19 protein-coding genes and 1 pseudogene are annotated in these 24,003 nt (G+C 56.3%); 9 read left to right on the forward strand and 11 right to left on the reverse strand.

The genetic code is table 11. The annotated features are described in order from the left end of the window. The 3 genes and pseudogenes from JI62_RS14260 to JI62_RS14270 form a co-directional block, all read right to left on the reverse strand. Positions 1–348, reverse strand: a pseudogene (locus JI62_RS14260) (membrane-bound PQQ-dependent dehydrogenase, glucose/quinate/shikimate family); the annotation flags it as partial. A 189-nt stretch (positions 349–537) separates the two neighbouring features. After that, positions 538–1,536, reverse strand: coding sequence for an NADP-dependent oxidoreductase (locus JI62_RS14265; protein ID WP_088700784.1), 999 nt, complete (start codon positions 1,534–1,536; stop codon positions 538–540). A gap of 173 nt (positions 1,537–1,709) precedes the next feature. After that, the gene (locus JI62_RS14270) at positions 1,710–2,087 is read right to left on the reverse strand and encodes a septal ring lytic transglycosylase RlpA family protein (RefSeq protein ID WP_088700785.1); all 378 of its coding nucleotides are present in this window, start codon (positions 2,085–2,087) and stop codon (positions 1,710–1,712) included. Between the two features lie 324 nt (positions 2,088–2,411). Between JI62_RS14270 and JI62_RS14275 the strand changes: the two genes are divergently transcribed. Then, positions 2,412–3,857, forward strand: a complete 1,446-nt coding sequence (locus JI62_RS14275) for a hypothetical protein (protein ID WP_088700786.1) — start codon at positions 2,412–2,414, stop codon at positions 3,855–3,857. 146 nt (positions 3,858–4,003) lie between these two features. Here the strand turns inward: JI62_RS14275 and JI62_RS14280 are convergent, their stop codons facing one another. Further along, a complete protein-coding gene (locus JI62_RS14280) occupies positions 4,004–4,882 on the reverse strand; it encodes a DMT family transporter (RefSeq protein ID WP_088700787.1) in 879 nt (292 codons plus the stop codon). 114 nt (positions 4,883–4,996) lie between these two features. Here JI62_RS14280 and JI62_RS14285 point away from each other — a divergent pair, with 114 nt between their 5' ends. Next, positions 4,997–5,869: a LysR substrate-binding domain-containing protein gene (locus JI62_RS14285; protein WP_088700788.1), complete on the forward strand. Its 873-nt coding sequence runs from the start codon at positions 4,997–4,999 to the stop codon at positions 5,867–5,869. Positions 5,870–5,971: 102 nt separating this feature from the next. After that, the gene (locus JI62_RS14290) at positions 5,972–6,529 is read left to right on the forward strand and encodes a cytochrome b (RefSeq protein ID WP_088700789.1); all 558 of its coding nucleotides are present in this window, start codon (positions 5,972–5,974) and stop codon (positions 6,527–6,529) included. Positions 6,530–6,551: 22 nt separating this feature from the next. Here JI62_RS14290 and JI62_RS14295 read toward each other — a convergent pair whose 3' ends face one another. After that, complete coding sequence (locus JI62_RS14295; RefSeq protein ID WP_088700790.1) at positions 6,552–8,357, reverse strand: diguanylate cyclase; 1,806 nt, start codon at positions 8,355–8,357, stop codon at positions 6,552–6,554. A 167-nt stretch (positions 8,358–8,524) separates the two neighbouring features. Further along, positions 8,525–9,397, reverse strand: a complete 873-nt coding sequence (locus JI62_RS14300; RefSeq protein ID WP_088700791.1) for a LysR family transcriptional regulator ArgP — start codon at positions 9,395–9,397, stop codon at positions 8,525–8,527. Between the two features lie 207 nt (positions 9,398–9,604). Between JI62_RS14300 and JI62_RS14305 the strand changes: the two genes are divergently transcribed. The 5 genes from JI62_RS14305 to JI62_RS14325 all read left to right on the forward strand — a co-directional run bounded on the left by JI62_RS14305 (position 9,605) and on the right by JI62_RS14325 (position 16,416). Beyond that, positions 9,605–10,900 (forward strand): imelysin family protein, encoded by a 1,296-nt coding sequence (locus JI62_RS14305; RefSeq protein WP_088700792.1) that lies wholly within the window; start codon positions 9,605–9,607, stop codon positions 10,898–10,900. 91 nt (positions 10,901–10,991) lie between these two features. Then, a complete protein-coding gene (locus JI62_RS14310) occupies positions 10,992–12,461 on the forward strand; it encodes a di-heme oxidoredictase family protein (protein ID WP_088700793.1) in 1,470 nt (489 codons plus the stop codon). Positions 12,462–12,503: 42 nt separating this feature from the next. Next, positions 12,504–13,529, forward strand: coding sequence for an imelysin family protein (locus JI62_RS14315; protein ID WP_088700794.1), 1,026 nt, complete (start codon positions 12,504–12,506; stop codon positions 13,527–13,529). 3 nt (positions 13,530–13,532) lie between these two features. Continuing rightward, positions 13,533–14,621 carry a DUF1513 domain-containing protein gene (locus JI62_RS14320; protein WP_088700795.1) on the forward strand — a complete coding sequence of 363 codons (1,089 nt, stop codon included), beginning with the start codon at positions 13,533–13,535 and terminating at the stop codon, positions 14,619–14,621. Positions 14,622–14,763: 142 nt separating this feature from the next. After that, on the forward strand, positions 14,764–16,416 hold the full coding sequence (locus tag JI62_RS14325) for a multidrug ABC transporter permease/ATP-binding protein (protein WP_088700796.1): 1,653 nt from the start codon (positions 14,764–14,766) through the stop codon (positions 16,414–16,416). 24 nt (positions 16,417–16,440) lie between these two features. Here the strand turns inward: JI62_RS14325 and fhuF are convergent, their stop codons facing one another. Then, positions 16,441–17,229, reverse strand: a complete 789-nt coding sequence (fhuF, locus tag JI62_RS14330; RefSeq protein ID WP_088700797.1) for a siderophore-iron reductase FhuF — start codon at positions 17,227–17,229, stop codon at positions 16,441–16,443. A 206-nt stretch (positions 17,230–17,435) separates the two neighbouring features. On the opposite strand from fhuF, the gene JI62_RS14335 reads away from it, so the two are divergent. Beyond that, a complete protein-coding gene (locus JI62_RS14335) occupies positions 17,436–19,604 on the forward strand; it encodes a TonB-dependent receptor (protein WP_088700798.1) in 2,169 nt (722 codons plus the stop codon). 22 nt (positions 19,605–19,626) lie between these two features. On the opposite strand, the gene JI62_RS14340 is transcribed toward JI62_RS14335, so the two are convergent. The 4 genes from JI62_RS14340 to JI62_RS14355 all read right to left on the reverse strand — a co-directional run bounded on the left by JI62_RS14340 (position 19,627) and on the right by JI62_RS14355 (position 23,922). Beyond that, positions 19,627–20,484 (reverse strand): ABC transporter substrate-binding protein, encoded by an 858-nt coding sequence (locus tag JI62_RS14340; protein ID WP_088700799.1) that lies wholly within the window; start codon positions 20,482–20,484, stop codon positions 19,627–19,629. Beyond that, positions 20,481–21,248 carry an ABC transporter ATP-binding protein gene (locus tag JI62_RS14345; protein ID WP_088700800.1) on the reverse strand — a complete coding sequence of 256 codons (768 nt, stop codon included), beginning with the start codon at positions 21,246–21,248 and terminating at the stop codon, positions 20,481–20,483. Before JI62_RS14345 ends, JI62_RS14340 begins: the two co-directional genes overlap by 4 nt. A gap of 381 nt (positions 21,249–21,629) precedes the next feature. Then, positions 21,630–22,949 carry a glycerophosphodiester phosphodiesterase family protein gene (locus JI62_RS14350; RefSeq protein WP_205737527.1) on the reverse strand — a complete coding sequence of 440 codons (1,320 nt, stop codon included), beginning with the start codon at positions 22,947–22,949 and terminating at the stop codon, positions 21,630–21,632. Between the two features lie 175 nt (positions 22,950–23,124). Further along, positions 23,125–23,922 (reverse strand): inositol monophosphatase family protein, encoded by a 798-nt coding sequence (locus tag JI62_RS14355; protein WP_088700802.1) that lies wholly within the window; start codon positions 23,920–23,922, stop codon positions 23,125–23,127. Between the last annotated feature and the right edge of the window lie 81 nt (positions 23,923–24,003).

The raw sequence follows: 24,003 nt of genomic DNA on the forward strand, positions 1-24,003 counted from the left end.
TTTTGAACGTAACGGCTTACGCCACCAGGGCAATAACAACAGAATGCCGATTAAACAGAGAATGGCGACGCGGGGCACTAACTGCCACCAGTCGAGGCCAACCTCCCACAGCGCCCACACTAATGTGGCAAAAAGAATCAGCGCGTAGAGCCACAGAGCGGCGCCTCGGCGCAGGGTAAATAGAATGCCGCAGACAATGAGGCTCAGCCCGGCAATTAAGTAGTAGGCACTGCCGCCTACGCTGACGAGCTTGCTGCCGCCCAACGCGAGCGCCAAGCCGACAATAAGTAGTAAAAGGCCAACGACAATCGCTGGCCCTTTACCATGATCGCGCGTGCTTTCTTCCATGAGGTGTCCCCTTGTAACAACGTACCGACAACGCGCTCTAACCCATCGACAGCGCCGATGGGTTAAAACACACATTTCTGAAAGATGATTTTAATTATCAATTCGCCATTGGTCTAACGATTTGCTGATTATTTTTGGCGATTACTCTGCCGCCACATCGTTGACGTAGCGGCAGGGAGAGGGGGGAGGTTATAGCTTGACCAGCATTTTACCGGTGTTACCACCGTCAAACAGGGCGAGGAAAGCATCAGGCGTGCTCTCCAGACCCTCCTTGACTGTCTCTTTATAGACCAGCTTGCCTTCCGCGACCTGAGGGGCTACTTCGTTCAGGAAATAGGAGTAGCTAGACCAATGGTCAGCCACAATAAAGCCCTGCATTTTGGCCTTGCGCACTACCAACTGAGCGAGATTGCTCGGGCCGGGAGTGGGCTCTTTTGCATTGTAGCTATCGATCATGCCGCATACAGCAATCCGCGCGCCTTCATTAAGCTGGCTCAATGCCGCTTCTAAGCAGATGCCGCCAACGTTTTCGTAATACACATCGATGCCGTTGGGGCTGGCGAGCTTAATGGCGTCGCTTAACTCCAGTGCGGTACGGTCGCGGTAGCTCACCGGTTCAACGCCCAGTGACTCAAGCCAGGCCAGCTTATGCGCAGCGCCAGCAATACCAACCACATGGCAGCCCTTGGCTTTGGCCAACTGCACTGCCAGGGAGCCTACGGCACCACTAGCCGCGCTAACCAACACATTGTCACCCGGCTTGCACTCGGCAATCAGGTTTAGGCCTGTCCAGGCAGTCATGCCCGGCATGCCCAGCACGCCTAGGTAGGCCTGCTCGGGAACGTCGATATCGGGTAGCTTGGTAACCCCTTGGGCAGGCAGTTGAGCGATATCCCGCCAGCCGCCCATATGGCTGACGTTGTCGCCCACTTTTAGGCTTGAGTCATTGGTTTCGATAACCTCGCCAATGGCGCCGCCCTCCATCGGCTTGCCGAGTTCAAACGGCTCCACGTAGGTACGAATACCACTCATGCGACCGCGCATATAAGGGTCAACGGAAAGCCAGCGGTTACGGATGCGCACTTCGCCCTCGGCCAGGTCGGGGAGTGTTTGTGTTTCCAGCTTAAACAGTGCGCGGTCGGGAAGGCCGTTGGGGTAATCGGTAAGCGTATAAAATTGTGACTGCATAAATGCCTCCTGCAAATACGTCGCGTGGTGAATTCCTTCAAGCATAAAGACCATTAGCCTGCTTGCAAGTTCGTTAATATGTGACGTTGTGCGGAGAAAGAGCGATAGGCCACAAAAGAAACAGGGCGACCATGGCGGGCCGCCCTGTTTGGTATGCTGAAGGATGCTATGCGTTAATTGACCAAAGTGACCATGACCGGCGCGACACCTCGGCGAATCATGCCAAGCTCCCGTGCGGCCCGCTTGGATAAATCAATGATCCGTCCATTGACGAAGGGGCCTCGATCATTGATCAGCACTTCAACTTCTTGCCCGGTGTCGGGTCTAGTCACCAGCACCTTGCTTCCCAAAGGGAGGCTAGGGTGAGCGGCTGTCAGCGCCTGCTGGTCGAAGGGCTCTCCGCTTGCAGTGGTCGCTCCTTGAAAGCGATCACTGTAAAAAGAGGCAACGCCCTCCTGTGTTTCTGTTTCATGTGCAAAAGCACTATTGGTAGCGCAGCTGAAGATAAGCGCTGCTAAAAACGTTCGGAACAGTCGTTTTTGGGCTCCCATAGGAGTACCTCGGTTTTGCGTGTTGCGAATCCCGCACTCTTGTTGAGGTGCCTGATAGGCCTGTCGATACTACCCTTGTAGCAACGAGTCAGCAAGCTTTGAGAAGATCGATGCAAATAGGTTCAATTTCAAGATTTTTTACTCGTTACTGACCTTGCCTTGGGTTTCAGTGACTTAACAGCCCTGGTATGAAGTGAACCAGAAAAGAATTTTATGTAATGCAGTGTTTTTCATTAAACGCTCACTTTAATGGAGTAAGCATCTTATAATCACGAATGCTTAACTAATTAATGTTTGTCATCGCGACTCAACAAGGAACTGCTCATGGCTAGATCTTCTTCGTTTACGTTTGTATTGGTGGCGGTTGGTGGCGCAGCCGTGGGTTTTCTCGCCGCTCAAATTATCCCCTTGCCGGGGCAGGCTGTTGATGAAGCGCCTGTCGAAAGTGCGGAGACAACTGATCAAACGTCTGTTGCCGACGCTATTGTTGGCCTTGAAAAACTCACGCTTGATGAGCCCCTGCGTGGCGAAATAACCTCGGCCAGCGAACTAAACGGTAACGATGGTAGTCGTTTTATGCGCTACGCCATCGCACTGGAAGAGGACGAGATTGTTGAGCTTTCTCTTAAAGGGGCCTTGCAAGGTGTTGTGGCGCTTTATGATGATCAACTACAGCTGCTCGATAATGCGCCCGTAGTTCGCCACCGTATTGAAGAGAGCGGCGACTATGTAGTGGTGGTTAGCGGTGCCGATGCCCACAGTTATGGCCCGTTTACCGTCAATAGCCGAACCGTCGAGCTGTCGGATGCCGACACAATGGCAGTGGGGGAGCCCATCGATAGTTGGCTGCAGGGGGATGCCCGGGATATCACCTTGAACATAGAGGAGGCGGGCCTCTACCAGCTGGAAATGCGTTCGGATGACTTCGACGCCTACCTAGAGATTAAAGGCCCCAATGGTTACGCTCGTGAAGACGACGATAGTGCCGGTGATTTAGACGCACGCATTGCCGATTTTCTGGAGCCCGGTGAATATACGCTCACAGCACGCAGCGCCTACGGTGATGGCAATGGCGTTTATACGCTTTCAGTAGAGCCTCACGAGTTACCGGGTGACGGCGAGCTACGCAATGATGGAGCGCTCACTCCCGATGACTCCCTCAACGGTTGGTTTAGCGGTCAGCAGCTTAGCTACCAAGTAGAGGTAGAAGAAGCAGGCATGTACCAGATCGAGATGCGCTCCAGCGACATAGATTCCTACCTGGTACTTGAAGGGCCTAACGGTTACTACCGCGAAGATGATGACAGTGCCGGTAATCTGGATGCCAGCATCGCTGATTTTCTGGCTCCCGGAGAGTATCAATTAACGGCGCGTACTGCCTACGGTGACAGCAGCGGCATGTTTACGCTCTCCATGGAACCGCGCGATATGCCCGATGTTGAACTGCGTAATGAAGGCACGCTTACCCCCGGTGAAGCGCTTAACGGTTGGTATAGCGGTGAGCCGCTGACGTATCAGTTGGAGGTAGAAGAGAGCTCGTTAGTGACCTTGGAAATGCGCTCAGCCGATTTTGATACCTTTATCGAGATTAGTGGCCAAGGCTTTGCCGCCAGCGATGACGACGGCGCGGGTGGTACCGACTCAAGGCTTCAAGAGCCGTTGCTACCCGGCACTTACACGGTAAGCGCACGCGGGTTTAGCGCAACCGGCAGCGGCTTATTTGAACTAAGCCTGGAAATGGAGCCGACGGACATTCCCCCAGAGCTTTAACTGTTAGCGTTAATCGATAATACCCAACGCCCCTGTCACTGACCGTGACAGGGGCGTTGGTTTATTGGCGGGTGGTAAGTGGTCAGGGGTAAATAGTGAGGAGTAAAGGGTGAGGGGTGAGGCGTAAATAGTTAGGCGTGAGGAGGTTAACGGCTCGCTTTGAGGCAGCCTACCACCACCAGTACGGCCGCGGCGGGTAAGCGCCAGTCGAGTACACTCATACCTGCCAGCACCAGCAGCAGGGCGGCCAGGATCGGCACGCCATAGGCCAAGCTTCCCACAAGGCTTGCGTGCCCCCAGCGCAGCGCTTTATCCCAGGCCACCATGGCCACTCCGTAAGGCCCTAAGCCTAGCGTGATACCCGCGAGTAACGCTTCGCCGCTGGGAAAGGCAAGATTGCCTTCCAGTAGTAAACTGGCGGCCACGGCAATAGCGCAGGCGATAAGCAGTAGCCGCGGTAGTAGCGGCGTTAAGGCCACTGGCGCCGCCTGGCTTAACCATGAATAGATCGCCCAGCAGCAGGCGGCCAACAGGGCTAGCGCGTAGCCCGTGGTGGCGCCACCCAGGCCCCCATTGATGGCTTGAGGCACCAGTAGCAGCGCCGCGCCTGAAAACGCAATCAGTGCGCCGATAACCCCCGCAATCTGCAGGCGGCCAAAGCGGCTCCATTGGCTGAGTAGCACAAACAGCACTGGCCACGTATAGGTAATCAGCGCTGCTTCGGCGGCGGGCGCTAACCGCATACCAATAAAGTAGGTGCTAACGGCGCCAAAGATGAGTAACGGCACACCCACCCAAACACTGATCTGCCACCCCGTGCCACAGGCCACGACATTAACGCGGCGGCTTAACGGTAGTGTCGCCAATGACCCGGCTAACAGGGTGACAGCGGTAAGCTGCAAGGGCGGTGTCGCTTTGGCAAACTCAGCCAATAGCGGCGCCGCACTCCAAAGCATCACGGCCACCAGCGCTGCACCAACACTGTACCAACGTGGAAATAACGCGGGGGAGTGAACGGGATGCATCAGCGTTCTCCTTGATTAGTGAATGTGCTGAGCAGCATACTCATTATAAATACATCACAATATCGATCTTTTATGATCGTTATTATCAAGGATGATGATAAATAAGGAGTGTAGATGCGTGCACCTACGCTGGATCTAACCCTGCTGCGTACCCTGGTGGCCATTGCGGATACCGGCAGCGTAACGGCAGCAGCAAAGCGGTTAGCGTATACCCAGTCCACCGTGAGCATGCAGCTGCAGCGGTTAGAGGCGCAGCTATCGCTCACGCTGCACGAGCGCGAAGGACGGCGAATACGCTTCACCCCAGAAGGCGAGCGCCTGCTCAGCCATGCACGGCGGCTATTGGCGCTGAACGATGAGGCGTGGGGTGATATGCAGGCGCGTCAGATCACTGGCGATCTCACCCTGGGTATTCCTGAAGATTACGCTTCGCTGCTGCCCTCGGTATTCGCCTACTTTCATCAGCTTTATCCCGCGGTTGGGTTAAAGGTGATCTGCGGTACCAGTACACACCTCGTCGAGCAGGTGAAGGCTAAAGAGCTGGATCTCGCCCTAGTGACCCGGCAGCGTAACTCGCCAGGGGGCGATGTGATTCGCCGGGAGCCGTTACTGTGGGCAGTCGGAATGAACCAGCAGCCGCTGCTTAGCGATCCACTGCCGCTGGCGCTCTACTCGCCGGGGGCCGACGTATTTCGTGAAGTGGCGGAGCAGGCATTGCAATCGGCGGGGCGCAGTTGGCGCGTTGCTTATACCAGCCAATCCATGGCGGGGCTGGCACCGATTGTCACCGCTGGATTGGCCATTGTGGTGGTGACCCGCAGTATGCTGACCCCAGCGCTGAGGCCACTGGATGAGAGCAGCGGGCTGCCTGCGTTGCCGATGATTGAGCTGGCATTGCATCGGGCGCCGCACCGGCCTTCTGAACCTGTGCGCCGATTGGCCGAGTTAATACGCGAACAGCTGGCAGTGCATGAGCAAGCGCTATAAACAAGGATTGCTTAGCGTTGATGACCGTGTAGTGCTTTAATCAGCGCCAGGGAGCGTTACTGACTAGAATGAAGAGCGAATAAAGGCTTTTAGGAGCACTACATGCACGAACTGGATCACTATATCTACCCGCATCGGGTGCTGCACTGGCTGGTGGCTGGCGCGGTGCTGCTCTCCTTGGCCAGCGGCTTAACGTTAGGCTTTTTGGGCTATGAGCGCACCGTTGCTTTAGTCGGCAATATGTTCACAAACCTGCTGTATACCAGCCACAAAACGCTGGGGGTGTTGATACTGCTGCTAATGACACTACGTATTATTACCCGGCTGGCCTTTGTGGTACCTGACCACGAGCCACCCCTAAATGCCTTCGAGCGGCTGGTGAGTACCAGTGTCCATCACTTGCTTTACATAGCACTGATTGTTATGCCTTTACTGGGGTGGGCGGCGACCGCAAGCGGCGGTTTTCCGGTGGAGTTTTTCCACTGGCATTTACCCGGTTTGATTGGCGAACGCGAGCAACTGTCTGAACAGCTCTTTATGTGGCATGAACGTCTGGGGTGGGCCATTTTAGGCTTGGTGGTGCTGCACGTCGCTGGCGCTATGTTCCATTGGAAAATCAAGCGCGATAACGTTATGAAGCGTATGAGCCTGTTTGATTAATGACCAAACAATCAATGAGCATCTAACTCGCCGAGCCGTAGCGATAGAACTCCACCGCTTGGCGTGATTTGACTGCGTACATATGACTATCGGCTTCACGCAGTAAACTCTCAAGCGTGGCGCCCTCTGTTCCCAGGCAAGTGCTTACCCCGATGCTCACACTCACGCTAACTCGCTCACCGCAGGGAAGTTTGATCGGTGAGCGAATGGCTTCGTCAATACGCGCCTGAATATTCTCAAGCGTATCGCACGACTCAATATTCTCCATGATGATAATAAACTCATCACCGCCAAAGCGTGCGCAGTGATCATCGGTTCGCGCCAGGTGGGCAATGCGTTTGGCAACTTGCTGTAACACAAAATCCCCAGCTTCATGGCCGTAGCAGTCGTTAATGGGTTTGAAACGATCAAGATCCAGCATCAGTAATGCCAAACGATGGCCGTTTTGACGATTACGTTCCAAAGCCGCTTCGGCGCAACGCGCCAGGCCATGGCGATTTAGTAACCCGGTCAGCATATCGCAGTTGGCTAAATGCTCCAGCGCTCTAGTACGGGTGGCGACTTTCTGTTCCAGCACGGCTTCCTGCTTTTTAAGCGCGGCTAACATCGCGGCTTGAGCCCGCTCTTTTTGCCTTTTAAGCTTGTTAAAGCGTGATGCCAGGGCAAACGAGAGCAGTAACATTTCTAGCGCAGAGCCAATTTGAATCCCGTGCAAGGTAATGAAATTCGCCGGCAGTATGCCCAGGTTGCGCAGTGCAAAGACACCTGCACCCAACAGAAAAAGCGACCAAGCAAAGACGAACAACCGAGCGCTGGGTAGGCGTCGTAAGCTGCAGTAGCTGCCGCATATCAGCAGCAGTAACGCCGCCATAAACCCCGTCACATCCATGATGTGCAGTGCCACAGGAATGGGTAGCAGAAGTGAAGCAATCACGGCTAGCCAGCAGTAGCTGCGAAAGGTATTGAGTACCTGGTGCCAGCGTGGGCAGTATATTTCCGTATTAAGAAAACTCTGCGCAAACAGCGTGGCCATGGTCGAGGCAAAGGTGAAACCAAGTGCCACCAGGCGGGACGTGTTTTCGCCCAAAAAGCTCCAGAACATCAGTGTGCCAATGCCGTTAAAGGCCAGGATGGCAAGGCCAAAGCCAGCGACAAATAGCGAGTAGTGAAGAAAGATGCGCTCTTTTAGGCCAAAAAATAGCAGTAGGTTATATAAACCCATCGCCAGCAGCATACCGAAATAGGTGGCCAGCCAAAAATTATGTCGGTCATTTTGGCTATAAAAGGCCTCTGGCGTTAATAAGTTGTAGCTCAGCATCTTACTGCCTGAGGCAGCAACATGGGTATACAGTGTGACGGTCTCAAAAGCGTCCAGCTCCAGCGGGAAAACCGCCTGACGGTGAGAGAGCGCGCGCTGTTCAACGGGAACTGCGCTGCCGCTTCGCAGCACATCATTGCGCTGTTGGCGGAGTATATGAAGGGTAACGTAATCCAGGAACGGGTACTCGAACTCAACTATCCAGCGCTGGGGGGACGGTGAATCGTTACGCACCTGAGCGCGCAGCCACACCTCACTTCGGGTGTAACCGAAATTTAAATCTTGAGCGTCTTGGGTCGGCTGAAAAGGTCGCGGCTGGGCAAGTACATCGTTAATCGTTAAAGACGGTGTGTCTGCGTGCCAGTACTCGTTATAAGGGGCGAGTGAATAGCTCGCCTGGCTTGGCGATGCGGATAGAGGAATACTTGCCTGTGCCCACGGCATAAAACAAACCGTAAGCAGCACCAATAGACCGGTGTAAACACCCGCTATAAAACGTCGTGCATGCATAGGGTATCGCTTTTTTCGTTTTATTACCCCGTACGCTGTTCCCTGGGTTCCCTTGCCCGCCGGGGGAGCTAATGCGTCGATATAGCGCTAGCTGCTCAAATTCCCTTGTGCCGTAGATGAGCCTTTTGAGTGTAGTTGGCTTTGGCAAAAAATAGCGTTTAAAACCCTCATGCTTTAGGGGTGGTATAACTCAAATGTTGTGTCAGCCGTTGCATCAATGTGCCGCTATGGCGCCAAAAATGCCAATAGAGCGGTACCGCTAAAGAGTACCCAGGAGCCACACTGGCGAGTTGGCCACTGGCCATCAATTCGCCGACCTGCAACTGAGGCATCATGCCGTAGCCGATCCCGGCTGAAGCTAGGCGCACAAACCCTTCTGAAGAGGGGCAGAGGTGGTAAGGAAAGGGGCCATGGTAGCCGCACTGAGCAAGGAACTGGTGCTGCAACTGGTCATGAGGGCCGAAGACAATGGCGGGCGCCTTTTTAAAAGCCTCATCGCTGGGCCCATCAGGGAAGTGCCGCGCCACGTAAGCGGGCGAAGCAAGCGGGTGGTAGTGCATTTCGCCCAGCGCTACACAGCGTGCGCCGGCAATCGGTTGTGAGGCGGCGCACAGGCAGGCCGCTACATCGCCATCGCGTAAGCGCTTGAGCCCTACATCCTGGTCTTCAATGACCAGATCCAACAGTAACCCCTCCTGCTGGCAAATAGTGGCGACCGCCTCGGCCCACCAGGTGACCAAACTATCCGCATTGATGGCGATCCGCAGGCGGGGAGCCTGATCATCCAGCGTGGGCAGGGAGCCCCGCAGGTCACGCTCTAAAAGCTGTACCTGCTGATAGTGAGTCAACAGCCGTTGGCCAGCAGGGGTGGGAGCAAGATGGGGGTGGCGTACCAGCACCGGCTGACCAAGACGAACTTCCAGCGCTTTAATACGTTGTGAAACAGCTGACTGAGAGAGACCCAATACATCGCCAGCGCGTTCGAAGCCGTCGCACTCCACTACGGTCGCCAAGGCGTGAAGCAGTTTGTAATCCAGCATGGCGGTGTTCCCAGGACAGAATAAGTGACATAAAGCAAAAAAAGGGCGATTAACCCCAGTATTGCTCTCTATTTGGGTTTAAATAGGATTGAATCTCATAGGTCAATGAATTACATTTCAGCCATGGCTAGCGCACCCAATCCTCCCAGGTTGCCTAGCACTCTATGTGAGTAGTTTCTGTTACGCCACAGCCTAAAGGATACTGTAATGCCCGCCACCATGCTCCGTCGCCCCCTTGCTGGCATCGTTGCGCTTAGCGCGCTGATGCCTGTTGCCGCTGTTGCTGTTGACACAGCTGCTGACGACCCCGTTAACGCCGACGCCGTGGTTCACCACTACGCCGATCTGGCTCATGCCAATTACGCCGATGCACTGAGTGCCGCCCAGGCACTGAACGAGCGCATCGACGAATTGCTGGCCAATCCCACTAGCGAGACCCTGAACGCCGCCAAGCAAGCCTGGCTGCAGGCGCGGGTGCCTTATCAGCAGAGCGAAGTATTCCGCTTTGGCAATGCCGTGGTCGACGACTGGGAAGGGCAGCTAAACGCCTGGCCTCTGGACGAAGGCATGATCGATTATGTGGAAGGTGATGACTACCAGCATGAGCTGGGCAATGAAGGCGCTACCGCCAATATTATTGCCAACGAGCAAATCACTGTCGGCGGCGAGAGCCTGGACGTCAGCGAGATCACCCCAGAACTCCTCGCCGACCTGAATGAAATTGGCGGCTCAGAAGCTAACGTCGCCAGCGGCTATCACGCCATCGAGTTTCTGCTCTGGGGGCAGGATCTAAACGGCTTCGAGGCGGGCAGCGGTGAACGCCCGGTGAGTGATTTTCAAACCGGCGACGACTGCACCCATGGCAACTGCGACCGTCGTCGCACTTACCTGGACGCGGTATCCGACCTGTTAGTCGAGGATCTTGAGTGGATGGTGGCCCAGTGGGCACCGGAAACCGAGGGCAACTATCGCCAGGAACTGCTGGCGGAGAGCGATCAGGAAGGCCTGCGCCGCATGCTGTTCGGCATGGGTTCGCTCTCCCTGGGTGAGTTAGCGGGTGAGCGTATGAAGGTAGCGTTGGAAGCCAACTCTTTTGAGGATGAGCACGACTGCTTCAGTGACAATACCCACAACTCCCACTACTACAACGGTCAGGGTGTTCAGAATATCTACACCGGCCGCTATCAGCGCCTTGATGGCAGCGTGGTCGAGGGGCCTTCGCTGCAAGACCTATTGGCTCAGGAAGATAGCGAGCTGGCCGGCACCCTTGGTGAGCAGCTTGAAGCTACCATGGCGCGTCTGGATGCGATCAAGCAGGCGGCTGAGGCGGAAAGCTCGCCAATGGCTTTTGACATGATGATTGCGCCGGGCAATGAGCAGGGCAGTGAATTGATCAACGAGGCGATTCTCACCCTGGTGGCGCAAACAGGGTCTATCGAACAGGCCGCAGGTGAACTGGGCGTGACCTCCCTACAGCCTGATGATGCGGGTCACCGGTTCTAGAGCGAACTAGCGTTTACCATGAGCCGCCGATAGTGTTGCTATCGTGCGGCTCTGTTGGTTTTGTCAGTATCCTTCTTCTCAAGGTATCACCATGTACCGCTTACCCCGGTTTATCGTCCTAGCCAAGTGGGTGCCCAGCACATTAGCCCACAGCAGTTTCTTACTGTTCTTGCTGGCCGCGCCCTCACAGGCAGCCGAATCACCTATACAAAATGCGCCACCTAGCCAAGATTACCCCATTCAAACGACGCCCATGAGTTGTGGCGATGGCTCGGTGGAGCAGTTTGACCATAACGCCTATTCGCTGCCGCTGGGTAATATGTCGATGACCAAGCGGCTGGATTTCAGCGTCGGCAACAGCTTCTTTCGCAACCCTTGGGTGGCGGCGCCCGCCAGCACCGAGGCTAGGGATGGCTTGGGGCCGCTGATCAATACCAATAGCTGCCAAGGGTGCCACTTGAAGGACGGTCGCGGGCACCCACCAACGGGGGATGAAAATCCTATCGCGCTATTTTTGCGCCTTTCGCTACCCGCTAGCCAAGCGGATACGACGACGCTTGAACAGCGCGGCGCGCTTCCAGTGCCTAATTACGGTCTGCAACTGCAAACCGCGGCGATTAGTGGTGCCGCTCCTGAGGGTAAGCTGGTGATCGCGTATCGCTCACGGGAGGTCAGTTTTGCCGATGGCACCAGCGTTACCCTCCAGGAGCCGGTCTACTCGATTGCCGAGCCTGCTTACGGCGAGCTGCCCGAGGATCTGCAGACCTCGCCCCGGCTGGCGCCGCCGATGATTGGCCTTGGGCTGCTGGAGGCGATTCCCGAGGCTGACCTGATAGCCGCCGCTGACCCTGACGACGCAGATGGTGACGGTATCTCCGGGCGCTACAATCAGGTCTGGGATCTGCGCAGTGGCACGACCAAACTGGGGCGTTTCGGCTGGAAAGCGGGCGAGCCCAGTATTGAGCAACAGAGCCTACACGCCTTCGCCGGGGATATGGGGCTCACCTCCAACCTCGTGCCGCAAACCGACTGCATGGAGAGCCAGGGCTGCGATGATTTTCCCAACGGAGGCACGCCAGAAGTCAGTGATGACGTGGCCGACTTTGTGACCTTCTACGCCTCCAGCCTGGCAGTGCCGATGCGCCGCAACCTGGATGACCCGGCGGTTCAGCAGGGTGCCGAACGGTTCAATGCCCTGGGCTGCGCCAGTTGCCATACGCCGCGCCATCGCACCGCAGCGGATGCCGAACGACCGGCGCTGGCTGATCAGATTATATGGCCTTATAGCGACCTGTTGCTGCACGATATGGGCGACGCTCTGGCGGATCATCGCAGTGAGTTCCAGGCCGATGGCCGCGAATGGCGCACCCCGCCGCTGTGGGGTATCGGCTTGGCACAAACGGTTAACCCCCGGGCGGGCTTTCTCCACGACGGCCGCGCCCGTACTCTGGAAGAGGCGATTCTCTGGCACGGCGGTGAGGCAGAAGAGGCCACCCAAGGCTATCGTGACTTGGTCGAAGACCAACGTGCTGAGCTCATTCGTTTTCTTGAATCCCTATAAGTGTTGTTGAATTGTTGCAGGCTTGATTGCCAAGGAGTTGATGTGATCGCATCTTTTCGCCGCCTGGGGTTGCTGGCCTGTACGCTACTGGCCGCGCCGCTCTCTTTTGCTTCGGACACTCCCACGCCGCGGGATATTTGGCACGGCGCCGTGGAAATGCAGTATGCCGAGCTGAGTGCCGCCTCCGAGCGCCTGGAGGCGAGCGCCACGCGCTTTTGCCAAGCCCCCGATGAATCGCTCAGGCAGCAGCTGGAAAGCGACTGGCTGAACGCCTATCAAGCCTGGCAGGCGGTGCGCTTTATCCAGTTTGGCCCGGTGGAGCAGAACAGCCGGGGCTGGCAGCTGCAGTTCTGGCCGGATCGTAAAAACCTGGTGGGCCGCAAAGTGGGCGGATGGTTGCAAGCAACCGACGCACCGGATGCCCAGGATATCGCCGCTGACAGCGTGGCGATCCAGGGCTTCCCCGCCCTTGAGTACTTGCTCTATGACGACGCCATGGGCGAGCAGGCTCTTAGCGATCCTGCCGCCTGCGACTTGATGCAGGCCATCACGACGCATCTTGCGGATACCACAAGCGCGCTACACCGCGACTGGCAGGCCTTTGGCGAGCACTATCTTGATACTGCCGACTACACCGAAATCACACTGGCCAGCGCCATCCAGGCCCTCGAAATACTCGAAGATAAACGGCTCGGTGAGCCCATGGGCCTTAAAGGCGCACCCGCCAACGGCTACTTGGCGGAAGCCTGGCGTAGCGGACAAACGGTTCGGTTGGTAGAGAGCAGCCTGGAGGGCCTGCGTACCGGCTTCCTGCCGGGCCTTACCGCGCTGCTGCGCGAGGCCGATGCGCTACCGCTCGCCGAGACGTTTCGTGACCAGTTGGATAAGACACTCGTTCAGGCCAGCGAATTGCCGCCGGGCTTGGTGCCTTCCCTTGAAGACGAAGAGGCGTTTCGGGGTCTTCAGTCGCTCTACCTCGACATCAGCCAGCTACGCCACCTGCTGGGTAACGAGATAGCCGCTGAACTGGGGTTGGTGCGCGGTTTCAATTCCAGCGACGGGGATTGAACCATGCAGCGACGCCAAGTACTCAAAGTGGGGTTAGGCAGCGTGGCTATGGCGCTAACGCCGCTGAGTTGGGCGCTGCCCGCCCGGGACGAGGTGGATTGGCTGTTTAGCGCAGTAGATGACCCCAGCGGAGGGCATTACATCGCCGGGGTGGCATTGGATGGTCAGACCCGCTTTATGATCGAAGTACCCGAGCGCTGCCATGGTGGCTGTCTGCGGCCAGCTTCCCGCCAGGCGGTGCTGTTTGCTCGCCGCCCTGGCACAAGGATGCATGTGATCGATGGGGACAACCGCCAATTAGCCCACACCCTTGCGGCCGGGGAGGGCTACCACTTCTACGGGCATGGCGTTTTCGACCTGAACGGGCGCTATCTGTATGTCACCGCCAATCGTTTGGAGGACAGCGCCGGGCTCGTGCGTGTTTACGACGCTGCCAACGCCTACACCCATGTGCGCGATATGCCGCTGGGTGGTATCGGGCCCCATGAGCTTCGGCTAATGCCGGATGGCGACACCCTGGTGATTGGTTTAGGGGGTATTCAGACCCACCCTGACTATGGCCGGGTCAAACTCAATCTGGACACCATGGCCCCGGCGCTGCTGCTAATGGATCGCCATAGCGGTGAAATAGTGGCTCGCCACGCGCCTTCGCACCACCAGCTAAGCTGCCGTCATCTGGATGTAGCGGCGGACGGCACGGTGATTGCCGGGTACCAGTTCGAAGGCCCCGAGTGGGAGTCTCATCCGCTGATCTGCCGTCTGGATACTAATGGCCAGTTTTCTGAGTTGGCGCTGCCCGAGGAGGTCACCGCCAGCCTGAATCACTACATCGCCAGCGTGGCGTTTAGCCGTGTCGCGGCCAATGTTTTAGTTACCGCCCCCCGTGGCAACCAGGTGCTGCTGCTGGATGCCGCCCAAGGCAAGCTGGTTGCCAGCCTGGCACTGCCCGACGCCGCTGGCGCCCGCTGCGACGGCAACGGCGGCTTTCTGGTCTCCTCCGGCCAGGGCGGGCTTTACCGTGTAACGCCTGACTCGTCAACGCCCGAGCTGCTCGCCAGCCTGGAAATTCGCTGGGATAACCATCTGACATAAAAGACTTTAAATAGTTATTAGTAATAGCCCGTCGATACGACCTGTCAGGCCAACGGTTTACTACCCAATATAAATGACGCCTTCTTGGTGAGAGGTGCTGCTGGTAGACTTCAGCGCTCTTTACAGGAAGGCAAGGAGCACCATGGAACTGCTGCGCTTAGTATTTCATCACTACCGCTGGCCCTTTCTAGGCGCCATTGCTCTTAGCCTATTGAGCGCTGGTTTAGGGGTCGGGGTGATTGCGTTTATCAATCAGCGGCTTATTGAAGTAGGCAGTATGGCGGCGCTGCCGCAATTTCTAGGCCTGCTGGCGGTGCTGCTGGCGGTTACGCTCAGTACACAGTTGGCGCTGACCGTGCTGGGGCATCACTTTGTGTTTGACCTACGCTCACGACTGGTAAAGCGGATTCTCGACACCGATATTGAGCGCTTGGAGCAGCTGGGCAACGCCACCTTGCTTGCTAGCCTGTCCAGCGATGTACGTAACATCACCATTGGCTTTGTGCGCCTCCCAGAGTTGATTCAAGGTGTGGTGCTAACGCTCGCATCGGTGGCTTACTTGGCATGGCTCTCTCCGCAAATGGTGGTGATCACCGTGGTGTGGATCGCGTTCACCATGGGCGTGGGTTGGGTGCTGGTGTCGCGGGTGTATCGCCACTTTCGCCTGGTGCGTGAAAGCGAAGACAGTCTGTATAAAGATTTCCAGGCGGCCATTGAAGGGCGCAAAGAGCTGGCGCTCAACCGCGACCGTGCCCGGCGCTTTTATGACGAGCGCTATACCGCCAATGCCCGTGACTACCGTCACCACATCATCCGCGCCGATACCTACCACTTAAGCGCCAATAACTGGTCTAACATTATGATGTTGGGCGCCATCGGCGTGGTGTTTTTTCTCTCTAATGGGTTGGGCTGGGCGAATACCACCGTGGCTTCCACCTTTGCGCTGACGCTGCTGTTCCTGCGCACGCCGCTGATTCAGGCGGTGGGCGCCTGGCCAACGCTGATCAGTGCCCAGGTTGCTTTTGATAAATTGAGCAGCCTGGAGTTGGCCGAGTACCAGTCAAGCTTTGCCGTCGACGATACGCTGTCCGATTGGCAGCGACTTGAACTGGAAGAAGTCACCTACCACTACCCGGCCACTGCCCAGGGCGAAGGCTTCCAGGTAGGGCCGCTTAATATGACCCTTGAGCGCGGTGAGCAGGTGTTTCTGATCGGCGGTAACGGCAGCGGTAAGTCGACTTTGGCAAGACTGCTTTCGGGATTATACCGCCCCCAAAGTGGCACCATTAAGATTGATGGCGAGGTGGTCACCGCTGCTCAGTGGGAGGCGTTTCGCGCCCGTTTTGCCAGCGTGTTTACCGATTTCCATCAGTTTGATCAGACCATGGGGCCAGAAGGGCTGCCCGCTGACCCGCAGGTCGTCGATACCTGGCTTGAGCGGCTGCAGATGCAGCACAAGCTGCAGTGGGAGGGTGATCGCGTTATTAACACTCAGCTCTCCCAAGGCCAGCGTAAGCGTCTGGCGCTACTGCTGGCCATTGCCGAGAAGCGCGATATCTTATTGCTGGACGAGTGGGCGGCGGATCAAGACCCGCAGTTCCGGCGGCTGTTCTACCGCGAGTTGTTACCGAACTTAAAAGCGATGGGGAAAACCGTGTTTGCCATCAGCCATGACGACAGCTACTTCGTCCACGCCGACCGGTTGCTTGAGATGTCGAAGGGCCAGCTAAGCGAGCTGAAAGGCGAACAGCGTGCACGAGCGAGTGAGGACGCTGTTGCGCAAATTAATATCTAAACCGTGTTAAAAATAGCTAACGTTTTAACGGGCGACCTGCTTGGCGCGCTTTCGTGCTTCCAGGTCGCAGCCCTCTAGCGGGCAGGTGCCGCAGGTATCAAACTCATCCAGTAAATAGCGCAGGCAGCAAAGCTTGCGTACCCGCTTAACTTCCTCACTTCCCTTGGGCGTAAAGTAGCGCACCGGCTGAAACAGCGGGTTGCGCTTGCCGCTGGGCAGGTTGCGCGCTTCCAGCAGCGCCTTGGCGGCCTCAAACGCCTGCTGACTGGCAAGCGGATGCTCGCCCAGTGCATTGACGTAAAAGTCCAGGTAGCCACCGGCATTGCTCCAGAACACCCGCTTTGCGGCGCCGGAGATGGCCGCTAATTGTTCGATCAACGGTGCCCAGTGCTGCTCAATCAGGGTAGCAAAACGCTCAAACGGATCTTGAGTGGTTATCGGCGTGCCTTCATGGGGCAACCACAGCCGCGAGGTGGCGCCCTTGTCGTTGAAGAGAACCTGCATGTCGTCCAGCCCCACCGGCAAGTCACGGTTGAGCAGCAGATTGGCTGTCAGCGTGGGAACGGTTAGCGCACTTAAGTGCCATTTCGACCAGATTGATACCACTGCCCGCTGGTCTCCGTCTGGGTACTGTTCAGCGAAACGGGAAAGATCCTCTTTAAGCCAATCGGCATTCCGCCAACGGGCTGTTTTGAACGCTTCCAGCGGTGGCGTTCCACCGATTAACGGCGGCGTAAAATTCGCCAACGGCCCGGTATAGCAGGCGGCCAACGAGGGCTCGAACAGTTGTGGCTGACGCAGAGCAGAGGGCATCGCGGGGCTCCATCACAGGGCTTTGAAACAGCTCACGGGAGAAATAAGGTTGAGGTCATCATAAACGATAATGCATATCACTAAAATAGGTGAATGCATTAAACGCGTCGTTGTGTCAAATGCAAATGATTCTGCTTTGATGTAGAGTGCATGCTCCCATTGCGTCATTCATCTACGGCCTGCTCTTGTTGAAATAGGAACTCTCCATGTCACGACCCTCTCTTTCCTGGCGTTCGTTCACGTTCATGCTGCTAGGGACACTACCGGTGCCCAGCGCTGTCTGGGCGCAAGCATCCTCCAATGACAGCGCATCGCTTGAGACCGTCACGGTGATCGGGGAGGCTACAGCGAGTGGTGATACTCCGGCGCCTGCATTTGCCGGTGGCCAAGTGGCTGCCGGTGCCCGCGTAGGTACCTGGGGCCAGCGTAATGCGGCGGATGTACCGTTCAATGTGATTGGGTTTACCGCTGAGCTGATCGAAAATCAGCAGGCGGAGACGCTGGCGGATGTGTTAATCAATGATGCATCGGTACAAAGCGGCTATGGCTATGGCAACTACGCGGAGAAGTTTCAGATTCGCGGTTTTGAACTTGATGGTGAGGATATCGCTTACGGTGGACTTTATGGCGTTCTGCCACGGCAGGTGGTCGCGACCAATATTGCCGAACGTGTGGAGCTGTTTAAAGGTGCCAATGCCTTTGCCAATGGTGTTTCACCCAGTGGCTCTGGCGTTGGCGGAGCGATCAATGTTGAGCCCAAACGTGCGTCGGATGAGCCGCTTATGCAACTGACCACCGGGGTGACCGACAGCGGCTATGTGGAAAGCGGCATCGAGCTGGGTCGGCGTTTTGGCGATCAGAACCAGTTTGGCGTTCGCGCCAGTATTGAGCGAGGCCGGGGTGACACCGCGATTGATGATGAAGAGCGTCGTGCGACCTCCGCCGTTATTGGGCTGGATTATCGTGGTGAACGTGGCCGGGCCTCTTTGGATATTGGTCACCAAAGCCATACTGTGAACGGTGGTCGTCCAGTGGTACGCGTAGGATCCGGATTAAGCCGGGTGCCCGATGCCCCCTCAGCAAGTAGCAACCATGCGCCGGAGTGGGTCAATACTGAGCTGGAGACCAACTTCGCGATGCTGCGTGGGGAGTACGATATTGCCGACAGTTGGACTGCCTATGCAGCGCTGGGTGGCAGCGACACTCGTGAAAGCGGCATTTATGCAACGCCTACGGTTAATGCAGAGGATGGCGCAGCCACTATCGGCCAGATGGAAGTGCCGTATCGTGCTGAAAGTATGGGAGGGCAGGCTGGTTTGCGTGGAGTATTCGATACAGGTGCGGTCAGCCATCAATTGGATTTAGGCTATTCCAGCGTTTATCGCACCACGCGCTCGGCTTATGAAATGGCTTCGCCTGGTTTACCCACCAATATTTATCAGCCCGCCGACATCTCGCTGCGCGAACCAGTATTCGCCGGTGGGGATATGAATGACCCTAATCTGCGTAGCCGCACCCGTAACGACGGCGTATCGCTTTCCGATACTCTGGGTTTCCTGGATGACCGGTTGCTATTTACCTTGGGCGCCCGCTATCAGGAAGTCGACGTCACCAACTATGATTACGACGGCAACTTTGACAACAACTTTAGCGATACAAGGTTGTCGCCTGTATATGGCGTCGTGGTAAAACCGACCAAAGCCCTATCGCTATACGCCAACCATATTGAAGCGCTACAGCCGGGTGATACGGCGCCTACCACGGCGGTGAATGCTGGGCAGAGCATTGGCCTGGTCGAAGCCAAGCAGAATGAACTAGGCGCCAAACTCGATCTGGGTAACCTGGGTGGTAGCTTAAGCCTGTTTGAAATTGAGCAGCCCAACGCCTTTATCGACCCTCAGACCAGTGTTTACGACTACTATGGCGAACAGCGCAACCGTGGCGTGGAGCTGAGCGTTTACGGAGAACCGTTGGACGGCTTCCGTTTGCTAAGCAGTGCGATGTGGATTGATCCAGAACTGACGCGTACTGATGACGGCACGAACCAAGGGAACGACGCGGTTGGGGTGCCTGGGTATCGTTTAGTCTTAGGCAGCGAATGGGACATTCCTCAGGCGCCCGGCTGGACGCTTAGCGGCCGCGCGGTGCGCAATGGCAGCCAGTATCTGGACGCTGCCAATCAGCTTGAAGTCGATGCCTGGACTCGCTGGGATTTAGGTGTTCGCTACGCTATGCCGCTCAATACCAACACGCTAACCCTGCGTGCCAATATCGAAAATCTCACCGATGAGAATTATTGGGCCTCGGCCACCGGCGGTTATCTAACCCAAGGTGAGCCTCGCACGGTAAAGCTCTCCGCTGCATTGGACTTCTAAGCGCTCTTTAAAATGGCTTCGTTTAACGGGCTAATAGCGCTTCGCTGAGCAACTCAGCGAAGCGCGCAGCAGATGGCAACCCCCCAAAGCTCCACACCGCCGGTAAGCGAACAACGCGGTTCTCTTTCACGGCGGGTATTTGCTGCCATAGGGCGTTACTGGCCATACCGTCGCCCATTCCTGAGGGGAGTGGCTCAATGACGATGATTGCCGCATCGGTGTAGCTCAACAGTTCCTCTAGCGCTACCGTGGAAAAACCCCATTGATTGGTAGGTTGTTGCCAAACATTGGTTAGCCCCAACCGTTCTACTACCGCCTGAAACAGGCTATGTTCACCAAATACCCGCAGATGTCGCGCGTCGATAAATTGCACGATAAGTAATGGTGGCTGCGCTTCCAATAGCGCTTTTTGTTGACCCAGGTACGTTTCAATACCATCAATCAGCGCGGCGGCTGCGTCGTGATTCCCGCTCAGTGCGGCTAGGGTATACGTAGTGTGCTGTAGGCGTGGCCAAAGTGGATCGTCAAGCTGGTAGTTGGCCAGCGCAGTGATGGGAGCAATGGTATTTAGCTGGTCACTCAAGCGCATAAACAGTGGCGAGAGTATGATGTGATCGGGCGCCTGCTGAGCTAAGAGCTCACGGTTGGGCTGAGCGCGCAGGCCGATATCAAGAACACCGCTCGGTAATTGTTCGGCTCCGCCCCAGCGCTGGTACTGGGGAATTTCGGCTAACCCAACGGGCGGATTATTTAATGCGACCAGCGTTTCGGCCACCGTCCAGTCCAGGGTGACGACATCGGATGACGCAGTGGCTTGATAAGGGGTTAGGGAACCAAGGCAGGCGAACGCTAATAGCCCATAACGAAAACAGCGTTTCATTGCGCAACGGCGATATTGTGCTCTCCGTTGGGGTGCTTCATGACCTGCATCGGCAATCCATAAATCGCTTCTAAGGTGCTGTCGCACATCAAATCGTTTGGGGAGCCATGAGCCAGCAGGCGTCCACTGTGCAGCGCCATCAGCTCGTCGCAGTAGCGCGATGCCATGTTGATATCGTGAAGGACAATAATGACCCCCAGATTTAACTCATCGCACAGCTTGCGGATCAGCGCCAGCACTTCGATTTGGTGGGCAATATCCAGCGCCGCTAGTGGCTCATCCAGCAGCAGAAATCGGCTGCCCTGAGCCAGCAGCATCGCCAGCCACACCCGCTGACGCTCACCACCGGAGAGTGTGTCGACCAGGCGGTCGGCAAAGGCCTCGGTGTGGGTAAGGGCAATGGCGCGGTCAATGGCCTCTTTGTCTTTCTGGTTGTGGCGCCCTAGCAGGCCGTGCCAAGGGTAGCGGCCAAAAGCCACCAGCTCACGCCCGGTAAGGCTTTCGGCACTGGGCAAATGCTGGGGTAGGTAAGCCACCTGGCGGGCAAATTCGCGGTTGCCCCAGTCACTCAGCGGACGCTGGTCAAAGTGAATCTCACCACGGCTGGTGGGCTGCTGTTGGGCCATTAATTTAATTAAGGTCGACTTGCCTGAGCCATTGTGGCCAATCAGGCCGTAAACCTTGCCTTCATGAAAGCTGTGGTCAATGGGATTTAGAATCGGCTTGCCATTAATCTCAAAAGTGGCGCCTTTGACCTCGAACATGAATCACTCCTGGCAATGGGGTTAATGATAATGGCTCCATTCTAGTGCTAATAGTTCTCATTTTTAACAAAAAAATGAAATGATTTTCGTAAGAGAAGGGAAACGCGGCTTGGGAAAGCAGAGAAGTGGATAAGGCTCAGCCAGCTAGCCTTTGATTACCCGCGGGAGGCGCACACCAACCCCGGCACCGTCGCGGGTGCGCTGACGCTTACGCCGCGCTACAAACCCCACCATTTCAGCTTCGTGCACATCCGTAGCGCGTGGTAACGAGAACGCGAGTTCAGCGAGCGTTTCGAGGCACCCGCGGGAGGCGTCGGAACGACGCCCAATGGCACCACACCAACCCCGACACCGCTGCGCGCTGCTCCCGCGGGGTGCAATTCAGGGCGCGCCCCGCAGCGCACAATTATCATAGAAAGCAACCGTGGCGGGCCAATCGCTGAACACGCCGATAACGCCAACATCATTGACGAGAGCATCCAAGGTAATCAGTTTGTCGCCATCACGCTGAATAACATCTTCAGTGGTGCTGTGGTACCACTGATTACCCTCTGCCAATGGCCCCGAGCGCTCAAACGTCCAAGCAATCATGGTTAGGCCTGCATCCTGGGCTCGGCGGGCGTAAAGCGAAGGTTGCAGTCGTTTTGCCTGTTCATCGCTTCCAAAGGCTGGGTTCGCTTCAACCAGCATCCAGGTAGGAGGAGCGATAATCTGAACGCCGCTTTCCACCAGCGACTGCATACTTGGCTGCCACGTATCGGGGTTTGTGTGATCAAAGGCGTCATCGCTGTAGCGGCCATCCAGATAAACCGCCTGATTTCCATATTCAGGTTCATGTTCAATCCAGTAACGTACATCCTCCAGGTTGAACGACTGCGGGAACACATCGCTGGGGGAAACGCCTGCCGATTTGTACTCATCTATCATCTTTTGTGCGTAAGCTTGCTGCGTGAAGCCTTTTGTTGAATGAGTTGTAAACGGCATCTCTACTTCTGGCGCTTTTAGTTCCGGGGTCATCTGCACGCCAAGCTGCTGAAACAGCGCAATACTGTCGGCATGGCTCATCAATGTGCCGCGGGTAGCATAAAGCTCTGTGCGCCATTCGGGCGTGCCTTCCAGGTACTCTTCAAGGGTAGCTGCATCAGTGTTTACCCCCTCCATAGTGCCTTGCAGGCTACGAAACTCGGCTAAGGTAATATCGCTGGTACAGCAGCGAATATCTGCCGCATTCATTAGCTCGCCGTTTTCTTCATCAAAAGCGGGCGGCACTCTGCATTTTTCAGCTAAGTCGGTCTCGACGATATTGGTGGTGGAGTGTAAATCGCACTGGGAGTGACGGCAGACGAGCTCCTCATCGGCAGTGAAGGCGACGTCGCACTCAAGAATGCCTGCCCCGCCTTGAGCACCGGCAATATAAGATTCGAGAGTATGTTCTGGAAACTGTAACGGCGCGCCACGATGTCCAATCGTCAATGGAGACCGCTGCCACTGGGTTTGCTCCGCAGCGCAGCTCAATAAAGAGGCTTTCAGTTCGCGCTCGTGATCATTATCCGTGCTCATGTCGTTAACCAAGAACAGCGGGCGCGGCCCCAGCGTTACCTGCTGTGCCGCCTTAACCAGGGCATCATCCCAGAGCTTTGCGTCACTCTCTTCTTGAGCATGAGCGATGTTAGCGGCCAGCAGGCCAGCTGATACGAACATAGTTGTTAGGAAACCGGGAGCCTTCATCAACGAGATTCTCTTTGCTGCGAAGTGGGTGTTTTGAGTGTAGACAGGTTTCACGCCTGCTTCCGTGCAAAGTGATAGATGCGACGAACAAGTGACAGGAATTCGCGAATGACCCGAGCCGGGAAGGCTCGCACATTGCCCGCTACCATCAGCAGGAAGTTAAGCACGCTAGCAGTTGGCCATGCTGCTCGGGGTGCGCTGCAATTAGGCTGTTCCATTGAGCGGGATTCGCCTCACCCGAGAGATCCGTGACGGTATAGCCTGCCTCTCGGGCAATCACGACGCCGGCGGCGATATCCCAAAAGTCGAGCGCGGCCCCTTGAGACCAAAAGGCATCAAAGCGGCCCAGGCTGGTAGAAGCGAGCTCCAACGCCGCCGAGCCTGGGCTGCGGATACCGGCTACCTGGGGCATTAAGGCGGCGAGTTGGCTTATGGCTATCGTGCAGTCGCCTTTGGCGTGGTAGGGCAGGCAGGTGCTTATTAGCATCTCGTTAAGTGGGCGCGGTTCCGGCGTGGCGAGCGGCGTGTCGTTGAGGAAGGCGCCGGTGCCAAGGCTGGCCCACAGCATTTCATCTAGCAAGGGGTGATAAACAACCCCGATGATCAGCTCATTTCCCTTGGTGACTGCAATAGAGACCGAGAAATGAGGCACTCCATGCAGGAAGTTGCTGGTGCCATCAAGAGGGTCAATGATCACGGTATAGTTGCTATCGGTGGGGGTCAGGCCGCTCTCTTCACCGAGGAACGCGATATCGGGAAAAACGCTGCTGATACAGTCGATAATGATGTTTTCCGCAGCCGTATCATAGTAGCTGACAAAGTCTGACGCCCCTTTTTGTTCAAAGGCAATCCTACCCTTGAGTGAATATCCCTCGCGTAACAGCGCACCCGCCTCGTACGCCGCCTGCTTTACCGTTTCGAGCAGGTCATTGCTGCTATCAAGCATTGTGTTTCTCCTGGGCATTCATCGTGTCGTAGTGAATGGCTAAAACTGTATTCATTCAATGTAACTAGCCATTCATGACAC

Source organism: Halomonas campaniensis, assembly GCF_002211105.1.
GTDB classification, from domain to species: Bacteria; Pseudomonadota; Gammaproteobacteria; order Pseudomonadales; family Halomonadaceae; genus Vreelandella; species Vreelandella campaniensis_A.

Bases quoted from the DNA above. Each gene is read 5' to 3' on its own strand.
- JI62_RS14265 (WP_088700784.1), bottom strand. From the start codon at position 1,536: ATGCAGTCACAATTTTATACGCTTACCGATTACCCCAACGGCCTTCCC.
- JI62_RS14270 (WP_088700785.1), bottom strand. From the start codon at position 2,087: ATGGGAGCCCAAAAACGACTGTTCCGAACGTTTTTAGCAGCGCTTATC.
- JI62_RS14275 (WP_088700786.1), top strand. From the start codon at position 2,412: ATGGCTAGATCTTCTTCGTTTACGTTTGTATTGGTGGCGGTTGGTGGC.
- JI62_RS14280 (WP_088700787.1), bottom strand. From the start codon at position 4,882: ATGCATCCCGTTCACTCCCCCGCGTTATTTCCACGTTGGTACAGTGTT.
- JI62_RS14285 (WP_088700788.1), top strand. From the start codon at position 4,997: ATGCGTGCACCTACGCTGGATCTAACCCTGCTGCGTACCCTGGTGGCC.
- JI62_RS14290 (WP_088700789.1), top strand. From the start codon at position 5,972: ATGCACGAACTGGATCACTATATCTACCCGCATCGGGTGCTGCACTGG.
- JI62_RS14295 (WP_088700790.1), bottom strand. From the start codon at position 8,357: ATGCATGCACGACGTTTTATAGCGGGTGTTTACACCGGTCTATTGGTG.
- JI62_RS14300 (WP_088700791.1), bottom strand. From the start codon at position 9,397: ATGCTGGATTACAAACTGCTTCACGCCTTGGCGACCGTAGTGGAGTGC.
- JI62_RS14305 (WP_088700792.1), top strand. From the start codon at position 9,605: ATGCCCGCCACCATGCTCCGTCGCCCCCTTGCTGGCATCGTTGCGCTT.
- JI62_RS14310 (WP_088700793.1), top strand. From the start codon at position 10,992: ATGTACCGCTTACCCCGGTTTATCGTCCTAGCCAAGTGGGTGCCCAGC.
- JI62_RS14320 (WP_088700795.1), top strand. From the start codon at position 13,533: ATGCAGCGACGCCAAGTACTCAAAGTGGGGTTAGGCAGCGTGGCTATG.
- JI62_RS14325 (WP_088700796.1), top strand. From the start codon at position 14,764: ATGGAACTGCTGCGCTTAGTATTTCATCACTACCGCTGGCCCTTTCTA.
- fhuF (WP_088700797.1), bottom strand. From the start codon at position 17,229: ATGCCCTCTGCTCTGCGTCAGCCACAACTGTTCGAGCCCTCGTTGGCC.
- JI62_RS14335 (WP_088700798.1), top strand. From the start codon at position 17,436: ATGTCACGACCCTCTCTTTCCTGGCGTTCGTTCACGTTCATGCTGCTA.
- JI62_RS14340 (WP_088700799.1), bottom strand. From the start codon at position 20,484: ATGAAACGCTGTTTTCGTTATGGGCTATTAGCGTTCGCCTGCCTTGGT.
- JI62_RS14345 (WP_088700800.1), bottom strand. From the start codon at position 21,248: ATGTTCGAGGTCAAAGGCGCCACTTTTGAGATTAATGGCAAGCCGATT.
- JI62_RS14350 (WP_205737527.1), bottom strand. From the start codon at position 22,949: ATGTTCGTATCAGCTGGCCTGCTGGCCGCTAACATCGCTCATGCTCAA.
- JI62_RS14355 (WP_088700802.1), bottom strand. From the start codon at position 23,922: ATGCTTGATAGCAGCAATGACCTGCTCGAAACGGTAAAGCAGGCGGCG.